General features: G+C 70.2%; 12 protein-coding genes. 7 read left to right on the plus strand and 5 right to left on the minus strand.

Going from position 1 to position 11,682, the window contains the following annotated elements; genetic code table 11:
• Positions 1 to 8: 8 nt before the first annotated feature.
• Genes AC069I_RS39325 through AC069I_RS39335 form a run of 3 tightly spaced genes read right to left on the minus strand, consistent with a single transcriptional unit; the run spans position 9 to position 2,049 of the window.
• The gene (locus tag AC069I_RS39325) at positions 9 to 767 is read right to left on the minus strand and encodes a putative protein N(5)-glutamine methyltransferase (RefSeq protein ID WP_478228237.1); all 759 of its coding nucleotides are present in this window, start codon (positions 765 to 767) and stop codon (positions 9 to 11) included.
• Positions 764 to 1,531, minus strand: a complete 768-nt coding sequence (locus AC069I_RS39330) for an NAD(P)-binding domain-containing protein (protein WP_478267637.1) — start codon at positions 1,529 to 1,531, stop codon at positions 764 to 766. Before AC069I_RS39330 ends, AC069I_RS39325 begins: the two co-directional genes overlap by 4 nt.
• A 2-nt stretch (positions 1,532 to 1,533) precedes the next feature.
• Positions 1,534 to 2,049, minus strand: a complete 516-nt coding sequence (locus tag AC069I_RS39335; protein ID WP_478267638.1) for a DinB family protein — start codon at positions 2,047 to 2,049, stop codon at positions 1,534 to 1,536.
• A 144-nt stretch (positions 2,050 to 2,193) separates the two neighbouring features.
• Between AC069I_RS39335 and AC069I_RS39340 the strand changes: the two genes are divergently transcribed.
• From AC069I_RS39340 to AC069I_RS39365, 6 genes are all read left to right on the plus strand, one after another.
• Positions 2,194 to 2,727, plus strand: coding sequence for an RNA polymerase sigma factor (locus AC069I_RS39340; protein ID WP_478232757.1), 534 nt, complete (start codon positions 2,194 to 2,196; stop codon positions 2,725 to 2,727).
• Positions 2,728 to 2,747: 20 nt separating this feature from the next.
• The gene (locus tag AC069I_RS39345) at positions 2,748 to 3,206 is read left to right on the plus strand and encodes a peroxiredoxin family protein (protein ID WP_478228241.1); all 459 of its coding nucleotides are present in this window, start codon (positions 2,748 to 2,750) and stop codon (positions 3,204 to 3,206) included.
• A 32-nt stretch (positions 3,207 to 3,238) separates the two neighbouring features.
• Positions 3,239 to 3,844: a TetR/AcrR family transcriptional regulator gene (locus tag AC069I_RS39350; RefSeq protein ID WP_410646765.1), complete on the plus strand. Its 606-nt coding sequence runs from the start codon at positions 3,239 to 3,241 to the stop codon at positions 3,842 to 3,844.
• Complete coding sequence (locus AC069I_RS39355; protein WP_478267639.1) at positions 3,828 to 5,447, plus strand: acyl-CoA dehydrogenase family protein; 1,620 nt, start codon at positions 3,828 to 3,830, stop codon at positions 5,445 to 5,447. Before AC069I_RS39350 ends, AC069I_RS39355 begins: the two co-directional genes overlap by 17 nt.
• A gap of 311 nt (positions 5,448 to 5,758) precedes the next feature.
• Complete coding sequence (locus AC069I_RS39360; RefSeq protein WP_478228243.1) at positions 5,759 to 6,187, plus strand: hypothetical protein; 429 nt, start codon at positions 5,759 to 5,761, stop codon at positions 6,185 to 6,187.
• A gap of 25 nt (positions 6,188 to 6,212) precedes the next feature.
• Positions 6,213 to 6,860, plus strand: a complete 648-nt coding sequence (locus tag AC069I_RS39365) for a DUF4865 family protein (protein WP_478267640.1) — start codon at positions 6,213 to 6,215, stop codon at positions 6,858 to 6,860.
• Here the strand turns inward: AC069I_RS39365 and AC069I_RS39370 are convergent.
• Positions 6,797 to 7,957, minus strand: coding sequence for an SWIM zinc finger family protein (locus tag AC069I_RS39370; protein WP_478267641.1), 1,161 nt, complete (start codon positions 7,955 to 7,957; stop codon positions 6,797 to 6,799). The two genes, AC069I_RS39365 and AC069I_RS39370, sit on opposite strands and share 64 nt — an antisense overlap.
• A complete protein-coding gene (locus AC069I_RS39375; RefSeq protein WP_478267642.1) occupies positions 7,954 to 10,671 on the minus strand; it encodes a DEAD/DEAH box helicase in 2,718 nt (905 codons plus the stop codon). The genes AC069I_RS39370 and AC069I_RS39375 overlap by 4 nt, the downstream gene beginning before the upstream one ends.
• Before the next feature lie 68 nt (positions 10,672 to 10,739).
• On the opposite strand from AC069I_RS39375, the gene AC069I_RS39380 reads away from it, so the two are divergent.
• Positions 10,740 to 11,534 carry a TetR/AcrR family transcriptional regulator C-terminal domain-containing protein gene (locus tag AC069I_RS39380; RefSeq protein WP_478267643.1) on the plus strand — a complete coding sequence of 265 codons (795 nt, stop codon included), beginning with the start codon at positions 10,740 to 10,742 and terminating at the stop codon, positions 11,532 to 11,534.
• The last annotated feature ends 148 nt before the right edge of the window (positions 11,535 to 11,682 follow it).

Below are 11,682 nucleotides of genomic sequence, written 5' to 3' on the forward strand. Positions count from 1 at the left end.
CGGCGACCCTAGACCCGAGCACCGACAACAATCGTCGCGTACAGCGCTTCGTCGGTGACCACTTCGGGGGTCAATCCGTTGTGTGCCATGGCTTCCGCGGTGCTCGCGGCCTGGCTTTCGCCGGTTTCGATCAGCAGGTGCCCGCCCGGTGCGAGCCATTGTGGGGCTTCGGCGGCGACGCGGCGGTGGACGTCGACCCCGTCGTGCCCGCCGTCGAGGGCGACGCGAGGTTCGTGGTCGCGTGCTTCGGGCGGCATCATCGCGATGGCGTCGGTGGGGACGTACGGGGCGTTGACGACCAGGATGTCGACCCGGCCTCGTAGCGTCGCGGGTAGTGGTGTGTAGAGGTCGCCTTCGAAGACCTCTCCCCTGGCTTGGGCGACGTTGACGCGGGCGCAGCGGACTGCGGCGGGCTCGATGTCGGCCGCGTAGAGCCGGATGTCGCCGAGTTCGGCGGCGATGGCGGCGCCGAGTGCGCCGGTGCCGCAGCAGAGGTCGAGGACGACCGCTTCTGGTCCGGCGAGGGTGGTGGCGTGGCGGACGAGGAGTTCTGATCGTTGCCGTGGCACGAAGACGCCGGGTTCGACGGTGATGCGCAGTCCGTGGAATTCCGCCCAGCCGAGGATGACTTCGAGCGGTTCGCCGTCGATGCGGCGCTGGATCATGGTGTCGAGTTCGTCGGGGGTGCGGGCTTCGGCGGTGATCAGGTGGGCTTCGTCTTCGGCGAAGACGCATCCGGCGGCCCGGAGCTTTTCGATGACGGTCACTGGTTTCGCAGTCTGGTGAGGATTCCGTCGAGGGCCTGGCGGACGGTGTCGGGGACGCCGTTGGTGCGCAGGTCGGTGAGGAATTGTTCGTTGAGCCCGCCGGGGGTCATGTGTTTGCCGGTGAGGGTTTCGAGGGAGCCGCTCTGCTGGACGAGGGAGTGTCCGAGCTGGCCGAAGATGTGGCTGGTGAAGGCGGTCGCCGTGGTGTCTTCGATGCCTTGGTCGGTCATCCAGGCGGCGATGGTGCCGAGGTAGTCGAGGTGGGCGGCGAAGGTGGCCGTGGCGCCGCTGAAGACGTCGAGGTCCTTCTCCGCGGCGGGGATGACGCTGCCGCCGATGCTGTCGAAGAGGGCTCGGGCTTCGGGGTTGTCGGGGTACATCGCGGTGAGGCTTTGGCGGCGCGCGGCCGGGGGCAGGGGAATGCTCCGGACGACTTCGCGGGCGGGGGCGGCCCAGTCGCGCAGCCGGTCGAGGGGGACGCCGGCGAGGGCGCTGATCAGGACGTGGTCGGGCCGGAAGGTGAGGTCTCGGAGGACTTCTTCGGCGATCGGCGGGCGGACGGCGAGCACGATGGTCGTGGCGCTGTCGAGGACGGCTTGGTTGCTGTCGCGGACTTCGACGTTGGCGAAGCGTGCCGAGAGTTCTTGGCCGACGCTGCGGCTGCGGGGTGAGAGGAAGATCGAGGGCGGGTCGGTGATGTCCTTGCTGAGGCCTTCGACGATGGCGGCGGTGATCTCGCCCGCGCCGACGAATCCGTAGTCCATGGTCAGGCTCCCGTGTGGCCGTCGACGCGTTCGCGGATGAGGTCGGCGTGGCCGTTGTGGCGGGCGTATTCGCCGATCATGTGGAGGTAGAGCATGCGCAGGGAGAACGGGTTCCCGCCGAGGTCGAAGGTGTCGTCGAGGGATCCTTCGGCGGCGGCTTCGTCGGCGAGCCGGATCTCGTCCAGGAGGATGTCGTATGCCTCTTCGGCTTTGGCGACGTCGAGGACTTCGAAGTCGTGGTCCTTGCCGAGGGCGGGGTCGTAGAGGGGTTCGATGTCCTGTGCGGCGTAGCGCAGGCGGAACCAGAAGCGTTCGACCTTGGCGAGGTGCCGGACGAGGCCGAGCAGGGTCATGTTCGACGGCGGGACCGATGCCGTGGCGAGCTGTTCTCCGGTGAGGCCGGCGAGTTTGTGGAGGAAGGTGCTGCGGTGCCAGGCCAGCAGGGAGGGCAGGAGGGTCGGCTCGTCGGCGGCGGTGTCGCCGGACGGCCGGGTCACCTCGGGGGCGGTCCATGTCATAGCGGCGATCATGCCATCGGGTGACGTGGGGTTCGTGGTGCGCCCGCTGGGGTGAGCGGGGTCACGTGGAGGCTGCTGAATCCTTTCGCGAGGGTCGCGGCTCTTGTAGGGGCCGGGACAAGCTCGGCGCAGGAGGAGGTTGTCGTGGAGGCCGAGTGGCCGAGGGAATCGTTGATCGTGGCGGCGCAGGGCGGGGACGCGTCCGCCATCGCCGCGCTGGTCTCGGGTTCCCATCCGCATGTGCAGCGGTTCGCGCGGTCGCTGTGTGCTTCGCCGGAGGACGCGGAGGATTCGGCGCAGGAGGCGCTGATCATCCTGTACCGGAAGATCGGCACGCTGCGGGCCACGGGTGCGCTCGCGTCGTGGATGTTCCGGATCGTGCGCAACGAATGCCTCCGTCGGGCGCGCCGGGTGGTGCGTGGTGCGGGTCCGGCGGATTCCGTCGCGGTGGTTTCGGCCGAGGAAGACGCGTTGGATCGGCTGGAGGCGCAGCGGGTGGCCGCGGCGATCGCCGAGTTGCCCGCCGACCAGCGTCGCGTCTTGATCATGCGTGACATCCAGGGGCATTCGGGCCGGGCGGTCGCCGACGCGCTCGGTCTGAGCACGGCCGCGATGAAGTCCCGGCTGCACCGTGCGCGGGCGACGGTCCGTGCCTTTCTCGACGACCCCGCTTCCTGACCTTCTTTTGAGGAGTTTTCATGCTCGAAATCGGTTCCACGGTCCCTGATGTCGCGCTGGAGGACACGACCGGGCAGGTCGTGCGGCTTTCGGAGTTCCGCGGTACGGCCGGAGTGCTGATCTATTTCATGCGCTCGACCACGTGTCCGGTGTGCACCGGCCATGTGAAGGACCTGGCGGCGCGGTCCGAGGAGCTGGCGGCGGCCGGTGTGCGGGTGTTGGTGGCGGTTCCCGAGGGCCGGGCGGAGGCCAAGGCGTGGCGGGCGAAGCGCGGGTTGTCGCTCCCGGTGGTCTCGGGCCGGAACGGCACGCCGCATGAGGCGTTCGGATTGGCGAAGAAGATGCTGCAGCAGTCGGGCAGTGTGCTGATCGACCGGGACGGGGTGGTCCGGCATGCCCATGCGGCGACCATGCCGACGAGTGCTTATGACAAGAAGGGCATCGCCAGGGCGGTGGAGGGGCTCGCCAGGGTGCGTTGACTGAAGGTGTGAATCAGTGCTTCACTTCTTGGGTGCCGTATCGACGTACACCGAAAGTCCAGGAGCGCCTGGACGCCCAGCGCGACGCCGTTCTCGCCGCCGCCATGGAGCAATTGGCCGAGCGCGGGTACGCGGGTTGCTCGGTGTCGGCGGTCGCCGAACGGGCGGGCGTGGCGGTCGGGAGCGTGTACCGCCACTACCCCACCAAGGCCGCCCTGGTCGTGGAGTTGTTCCGCAAGGTCGTCACGCGTGAGGTCGAGGCGGTGCGCGAGGTGTCGGAGCGGCCCGGCACGCCTGCCGAGCGGGTCGTGGCGGTCTTCGACACCTTCGCGAGCCGGGCGCTGAAGACGCCGCGGATGGCGTACGCGCTGCTGGCCGAGCCCGTCGACGCGCCGATCGAGGCCGAGCGGCTGGTGTTCCGGCGTGCCTTCCGTGACGTCGTGGCCCAGCACGTGGCCGACGGCGTCCGGTCCGGGGCGCTGCCCGCCCAGGACGCGGACGTCACCGCGGCGGCGCTCGTCGGGGCGGCCGCCGAGGTGCTGATCGGCCCGTTGACCACCGGCAGTGCGGACGAGGTGTCCGGGCTGCGCACTTTCGTCCTGCGTTCCTTGGGAGGTTCCGATGCCGAGCACTCATGAGGTCACCAATCAGGTCCCGCCGCTGGCGGAGTACGACGTCGCCGCCGACCCGGCCTTGCTGGAAGGGCTGGAGCGGGCGGGCGCGGGCTGGGCGGTGGCCGAGGTCCACGCCCTCGGCAGGCTGGCCGGGAGCGAGCAGGCCCAGGAGTGGGGCAGGCTGGTCAACGAGAACGAGCCGGTGCTCCGGACGCACGACCGGGTCGGGAACCGGATCGACGAGGTCGAGTTCCACCCGCACTGGCACGAGCTGATGGACGTCGCGGTGTCCCATGGGTTGCACGCGGCGCCGTGGCGGGATTCCCGGCCGGGTGCGCACGCGGCGCGGGCGGCGAAGATGTACGTCTGGGGCCAGGTCGACGCGGGGCACACGTGCCCGATTTCGATGACGTACGCGGCGGTTCCGGCGTTGCGGTTCAATCCCGAGCTGTCCGCGCGGTACGAGCCGCTGCTGGCGGCGACGGAGTACGACTTCGGGTTGCGTGAGCCGAGTTCGAAGCGCGGGCTCATCGCCGGGATGTCGATGACGGAGAAGCAGGGTGGCTCCGACGTCCGGGCGAACACCACCACGGCGCGGCCGCTCGGCGACGGCGGTTATGTGATCGTCGGGCACAAGTGGTTCACCTCGGCGCCGATGTCGGACATGTTCCTGACGCTGGCCCAGGCACCGGGCGGGTTGTCGTGTTTCCTGCTCCCCCGCATCCTGCCGGACGGCACGCGCAACGGGATCCGGTTGCAGCGGCTGAAGGACAAGCTGGGCAACCGGTCCAACGCGTCCTCGGAGATCGAGTACGACGACGCGATCGGCTGGCTGATCGGCGAGGAAGGCCGCGGGGTGCGCACCATCATCGAGATGGTGAACAACACCCGGCTGGACTGCGCGGTCGGGAGCGCGTCGGGTATGCGGTACGGCGCCGTGCGGGCGGTCCACCACGCGCGGCATCGTCTCGCGTTCGGGGCGAATCTGGTGGATCAGCCGCTGATGGGCAACGTGCTGGCAGACCTCGTCGTGGAGTCCGAGGCGGCGACGATGGTCGGGATGCGGCTCGCGTCGGCCACCGACCGGCCGGAGGACGAGCAGGAGCAGGCGTTCCGGCGGCTGGGGCTGGCGGTGACGAAGTACTGGGTGTGCAAACGCGGTCCGTCGCACGCGGTGGAGGCGCTGGAATGCCTCGGCGGGAACGGGTACGTCGAGGAGTCGGGGATGCCGCGGCTCTACCGTGAGGCTCCGCTGATGTCGATCTGGGAGGGTTCGGGCAACGTCGCGGCGCTGGACGCGTTGCGGGCGATGGCGAAGCAACCGGAGTCGGTGGCGGCGTATTTCGCGGAGGTCGAGCAGGCGTCCGGTGCCGACGCGCGGCTGGACGACGCGGTGGGCAGGCTGCGCAAGGAACTGTCGGATCTGTCGGACATCGAGTACCGGGCGCGGCGGCTGGTCGAGTCGATGGCGCTCGTGCTGCAGGGTTCGTTGCTGGTGCGGCACGGGACGCCGGCGGTGGCCGACGCGTTCTGCGCGTCGCGGCTGGGCGGCGACTGGGGTGTCGCGTTCGGGACGCTTCCGTCCGGAGTGGACACGCGGGCGATCATCGCCCGTGCGGAGGTCTGAGCGGCCGGGAGGGTCGGCCTCCCGATGACGGCTCGTCCGCGAAGGCCTCCTTGCTTACCCTGAAGGTAGCCAAGAGGCCTTCACTCCTCGCTGAGTTCCTTGGGTGGCGGCCCTGCCGAGGTATGTCGAGGTGTCGCGCAGGTAAGTGAGTCCTTTTCGCGCGTTCCGGACTCTCGGTGCCCGCATGACCACGTGCTGCGCCGGTCCGGCCGACTCCCCCGGTCGGACCGGCGCCGAGCACTGCGAACAACCGCACGATTGCGGAATTCGGGTGCATGCAAGGGCTCGCGCTTCGGCTACGTTCGTCGGTCATGGTCGATCGCCGAAGATGCCTGGTCCTGGTCCCCCTGGCGCTGTTCGCCGCCGGCTGCGCGACAGCGACTCCGACGCCGATCTTCGCCGCGGCGAGTTCGAGGCCTTCCGCGGGAAGTGTGCTGATGGAGGCGGCGGCCCCGTCCGGCGCGCCGTTCGTCGCGGTGGACGGGCGGAATCTGAAAGCCTGCTCGGATGGGGAGTGTGAGGTGCTGGTCCGGACCGGCGACCAGATCCCGAACGACGGCGGCGCCGGCCCGCTCGCGGTCACGGTCCAGTCCGGGAAGGTGGGTCTCGCTCCGGCTTCCGGCGGGATGGGCGAGGCGGTGTCGGGTCCGCCGGGGATGGTGCACCAGATCAACCGGCAGGTGATCGCCGTCGTCGCGGTGCAGGGTGACGAGGGGATCGTCCGGCTCAACCGGAAATAGCTCTGTACCTACTAGTATGTACGACATGCATGCGATGCAGTACGAGATCACCCTCCCCGCCGACTACGACATGGGCATCATCCGCGAACGCGTCGCCACGCGCGGGCATCTGCTCGACGACTTCGGCGGTCTGGGGCTGAAGGTCTACGGGATCCGCGAGCGCGGCGTCGACGGCTCGACGCTGAACCAGTACTCGCCCTTCTACCTGTGGCACGACGAGGCCGGGATGAACGCCTTCCTGTTCGGCGGTCCGTTCAGCGGCATCGTCGAATCCTTCGGGCGTCCCGCCGTGCAGCACTGGACCGTGCTCGGGTTCGAGGAAGGACCCGCTTTCGGCTCGACCCCGGTCGCGGCGGGAAAGCACGTCGTGCGGATCCCCGACGAGACCGACCCGGTCGCCTTCCTCGGCGAGACTCTCGACGGACTTCGCGAGCACCTGCGCCAGGACGGCGCGCATTCGGGCGCGCTCGCCGTCGACCCCCGGACCTGGCAGGTCATCCGCTACAGCCTGTGGACCGGTGAGGCGCCGGAGTCGGACGAGACCCGGTACCGAATCCTCCACCTGTCCTCGCCGCACCTGGATCAGCTGCGGCGAGGGCGGCAGTGGGATCAGCCGAGCAACGCGGCGAACAGCGCGCCGGGATCGGCTTCGGGAGGACCGGCGGGCCACTGATCCCGGTACGGATACCAGAGCCCGTCCTTGCCCAGCCGTACCTGCACCCCGGTTCCGTGGACGGTGCAGTGGTTGCGTTCGGCGTCCAGCCCCTGGCCGGGGTCGTCCACGACTTCGGCGAACGCGGCCCGTGCCCGGCCCATCGCCTGCGGCGGCGGGGTCCACGTGGTCTCCAGGACGTCGAGACCGGTCCGGCCACCGTACCGCCAGGCGAGCACCGCACGGTCGAAGTCCTCAGCGCTCTCGGCCGGGCGCAGCCTGTCGACGGTCTCCGGATGAGTCGCAGCGAGGCGGACGGCGTCCTGCTTACGGGTGAGCTTCGGCCGCGACGTCAGCAGCGCACCTGCCATCTGGCTCGCGTTGGCGACCAGCAGGGCGAAGGTCTCGGCCGGGATGCCGGGCGCACCCGGCACGGTCGGGCCTCCAGTGGGAGCGAATCCGGCGAGATCCGGCAACGAACCCGGCTCGTCGGCGTACGCGCGCTCGGCCGGGACTTCGTCGTCGCCGGTGCGCACGAACCGGGGAGCGTTGCGTCGCTGCAATTCGTCGAGCAGTTCCCGCTCCCCCTTGCCGCGCATCAACAGCAGCACGAACGGATCCGCGTCGAGCAACCACGAAGCCTGGAACGACAGCGCGGCGGCATGGCGGCACGGCAGCTCCCAGCCGGGGCAGTCGCAGTCCGGGTCGAGGTCGCCGATCCCGGGCAGCAGATGCACCCCGGCGTCGTCGGCGGCCTCGACGAGGTCGTGCGGCATGTCCCGGTCCAGCAACGCGGCGAGATGCCCGGCGCGCGAGGCGACCCGGTCGAGGAACCGGTCCCACTCGTCGCCGGTCAGCTCCGCGAGACGGACCTCGGTGCGGTACTGGCCCTCCTGGTCGTCGACCACGGCGGCGATCCGCCCAGGGCTGACCGTGATCGGACCGACCCGGCCCGCCGCGGCGTACTTGCGGCCCTGTTTGAGCTGACGGAGATCCAGCGCGGTGTCCTCCATCGCGCTGATCCACGCGCGGCCCCACCACGAGCGGGCGAACTGGCCGCGTCCGCTTTGGGCGCCGAAGGCGGGGAAACCGCGGACGCGGTCGCCTGGCGTGCTCATCGGCGGCTCCTCAACTCGACCAGTTCGGCCAGCTCGGCGTCGGTCAGTTCGGTCAGCGCGGCCTCGCCGCCGGCGAGCACCGCGTCGGCGAGCGCACGCTTCTCCCGCAGCATCGCCGCGATCCGGTCCTCGACCGTGCCCTCGGCGATGAGCCGGTGCACCTGCACCGGCCTGGTCTGCCCGATCCGGTACGCGCGGTCGGTCGCCTGGTCCTCCACCGCGGGGTTCCACCAGCGGTCGTAGTGCACGACGTGATCGGCGCGGGTCAGGTTGAGCCCGGTCCCCGCCGCCTTGAGCGACAACAGGAACACCGGCACCTCACCGGCCTGGAACCGGCGCACGAGCTCCTCGCGTTTGGGCACCGGTGTGCCGCCGTGCAGCAGCTGCGTGCCGATCCCGCGCTGCGCGAGATGACGTTCCAGCAGCCGTGCCATGGCGACATACTGGGTGAACACCAGCACCGATCCGTCCTCGGCGAGGATCGTGCCCAGAAGTTCGTCGAGCAGCTCGAGCTTGCCCGACCGCCCGTCCAGCACCGCTTCCGACGGCTCCTTGAGGTACTGCGCGGGGTGGTTGCAGATCTGCTTGAGTCCGGTGAGCAGCTTGACGATCCGGCCGCGGCGCGCGATGCCCTCACTCCCGGCGATCTCGGCCATCAGTTCGCGCACCGTCGCCTCGTAGAGGGCCGCCTGCTCGGCGGTGAGCGTCACCGGCCGGTCGGTCTCGGTCTTGGGCGGCAGCTCCGGCGCGATCCCCGGATCGGATTTGCGGCGGCGCAGCAGGAACGGCCGGACCAGCCGGGACAGGCGCTCCGCGGCCTCGGGGTCCTTCCCGGACTCGACCGGTTTCGCCCACACCCGGCGGAAGTCGGCCATAGTGCCGAGCAGGCCCGGTGTCGTCCAGTCCAGGATCGCCCACAGCTCGGCGAGGTTGTTCTCCACCGGGGTGCCCGTCAGCGCCACCCGCGCCGACGACGTCAGCGTCCGCAACGCCTTCGCCGTGCCGGAGCGGTGATTCTTGACGTGCTGGGCCTCGTCGGCGACCAGCAATCCCCAGTGGACACTCGCCGGCGGTTCCGGGTCGGCGCGCAGCGTGCCGTAGGTCGTGAGCACGAAGCCGCCGTCGAGATCCTCGAGCGAGCGTTCGGTGCCGTGGAACCGGCGCACCGGGACACCGGGGGCGAACCGGGTGATCTCGCGTTCCCAGTTCCCCAGCAGTGAAGCCGGGCAGACGACCAGCGTCGGTCCGTCCGCACGATGCAGGTGCAGCGAGATCAGCGTGATCGTCTTGCCGAGACCCATGTCGTCGGCGAGACAGCCACCGAGCCCGATCGACGTCATGGCGGTGAGCCACTGCAGGCCGCGCATCTGGTAGTCGCGCAAGGTCGCGGCCAGCCCGCGCGGCGGTGCCTGCGGCTCAGGTGGCGCGAGCAGCCGTTCCCGCAACGCGGCGAGCCAGCCGTCGGTGAGGACGTCGACGCGTTCACCGTCGACCTCGGCCGTCCCGCTCAGGGCGGCGCCGAGCGCGTCGATCGGCGTGAGCGGCTTCAACGCGCGATCCCGCGCCTTCGCCGCCAACGCCGGATCGACCAGCACCCACTGATCGCGCAACCGCACGACAGGTCGGTGGGCCTCGGCCAGCGCGTCCATCTCTGCCGCGGTGAGGGGTGCGCCGCCGAGCGCGAGCTGCCAGTCGAACTGCAGCAACGTGCCGCCGGCGAAGAACGACGGAAGGTCGGCAGGCGGCGCGGCACCGCCGCCGACGACGGCCTTCGCGCTCAGGTCACGGACGAGATCGGCGGGCCAGTGCACGTCGATACCCGCCGTGGCCAGCAGGGGCGCGGCCGTGGTGAGCAGTTCGGTGATGTCGGTGTCGCCGAGTACGACCTCGTCGGGCACCGCGGCGCTGAGCAGGGGTTCCAGCGGTGGCCACAGCTGGGCGGCGCGGCGAAGTGCCAGCATGACGTCGATCCGTGCTCGCGGGCCGAACCGGTCGTCGCCCGCCCAGAGCGCGGCGGCGTCGATCAGGACGCCGGGATCGGCGAGACTGTGCACCTGGACGACCCCGCTGAAGCGGCCGCTCGTGAAGTCGTCACCCGGTGCCTCGATCCGCACCGAGACCCGGACACCCGAATCCAGCCCCGCCGCGACCTCGGCCGCCCAGTCCCGCAACTGCGGGACACGATGCGCGGGCGCGGTGGCGAACGCCTTGACGCCCGCCGCCTGCGCGGCCGCCGGCGTACGGGGAAGGGTGTCGGCCACGGCGTCGAGGAACGCACGCAGCAACGGATACCGCGCGGGAAGCAGGTTTCCCTCGCCCGGGATCGCTCGTGCCCGCGCCGGCATGGCCTCGGACAACTCGCGCAGCCAAGCGGCGTCCGCGGGTTCCAGCGGCCCCGCGCGCCAGGCGTCCACATCGGACTCCGTGAGCCCGGGCAGCAGCCTGCCCGCCTCGGCGAGCTTCAACGCCGCCGTGGCCGCTGCGCTCCAGAAACGCGCGGAGGGATCGCCGCTCTCACGAAGCCGCAGCAGCGCGGGGAGCGCCTCGGCCATCGGGAGCCGCACGCACGGCACCGTGGTGACCTCGGGGAGAGCGACGGTCACCTCCCCGGTCCCCGGCGTGTCCCCCTCGGCGTTCCAGAAGACGAATCCGCTGGTCCGAGGGGGATTCTTCGGTTCGAAAACGACACTGCCGAAACCGTCGTGAGACGCCACTCAACCCCAATCTCTGTACGGTGTACAGTTCAGGATAACACAACTCTGTACACCGTAGAGAGAACGTGATGACAGACGCGGACCACACCGGCACGGGCGATCCACGGCGGACCATCGAACTGCTCTGGGGTGTGCGCGAGAAACCCCGCCGCGGCCCCAAGCCGAAGCTCACCGTCGAGGAGATCGTCACCGCCTCGATCGAGCTGGCCGACACCGAGGGCATCACCGCGCTGTCGGTGCGCCGAGGCGCGGAGAAACTCGGCGTCTCCCCCATGACGATCTACACCTACATCCCCGGCCGGGCCGAACTGCTCGACCTGATGATCGACCGGGTCCACGGCGAACTGACCGATCCACCGGAGAGCCACGACTGGCGGGTCACGATGACGATCCTCGCCGAGGACGCGTGGGAGATGTACCACCGGCATCCGTGGATGCTCCAGCTCACCACCGGCCGTCTCCCCCTAGGCCCGCACACCTTCGCCAAACACGAACGCGAACTGAGGGCCGTCGACGCGATCGGGCTCACCGACCTGGAAATGGATGCCGTGGTCGCGATGGTCAACGGGTTCGTCCAGGGCATCGCGCGCGGCTCGGTTGAATCGGCGAGTCTCGTACGGCGATCCGGGCTGACGGACATGGAGTGGTGGACGGCCAGCGCGCCCGTGCTCGCGGAGATCCCCGAAGCCGACGCCGGGCTGTTCCCGCTCGCGGCGCGGATCGGGCAGGCGGCCGGCGAGACGCACGGTGCGGCGAGCGCGCCGCTGCACACCTTCCGGTTCGGGCTGGCGCGGATCCTGGACGGCGTCGAGCAGCTGATCACTGGGCAGGCACGCGGGTCCGAGCGGGAACTGCCGTCCTGAGCGCGTGAAGGCCTCCTTCCCTCGGTTGACCCCAGGGGCCGGCAGAGCCGAAGTGGGGTCGTGAGTGGCGGTTCGGGTCAGGGCCGAGAGCGTCTTGGGTGCCTACTGGATTTGGCTGGGGCTGATCATGTGTCCGTGAAGGCCTCCT

The organism is Amycolatopsis sp. NPDC043885, assembly GCF_056435685.1.

Coding starts and splice junctions, on each gene's coding strand:
- AC069I_RS39330 (WP_478267637.1), bottom strand. CDS start 1,531: ATGGACTACGGATTCGTCGGCGCGGGCGAGATCACCGCCGCCATCGTC.
- AC069I_RS39335 (WP_478267638.1), bottom strand. CDS start 2,049: ATGACATGGACCGCCCCCGAGGTGACCCGGCCGTCCGGCGACACCGCC.
- AC069I_RS39345 (WP_478228241.1), top strand. CDS start 2,748: ATGCTCGAAATCGGTTCCACGGTCCCTGATGTCGCGCTGGAGGACACG.
- AC069I_RS39355 (WP_478267639.1), top strand. CDS start 3,828: ATGCCGAGCACTCATGAGGTCACCAATCAGGTCCCGCCGCTGGCGGAG.
- AC069I_RS39360 (WP_478228243.1), top strand. CDS start 5,759: ATGGTCGATCGCCGAAGATGCCTGGTCCTGGTCCCCCTGGCGCTGTTC.
- AC069I_RS39365 (WP_478267640.1), top strand. CDS start 6,213: ATGCATGCGATGCAGTACGAGATCACCCTCCCCGCCGACTACGACATG.
- AC069I_RS39370 (WP_478267641.1), bottom strand. CDS start 7,957: ATGAGCACGCCAGGCGACCGCGTCCGCGGTTTCCCCGCCTTCGGCGCC.
- AC069I_RS39380 (WP_478267643.1), top strand. CDS start 10,740: ATGACAGACGCGGACCACACCGGCACGGGCGATCCACGGCGGACCATC.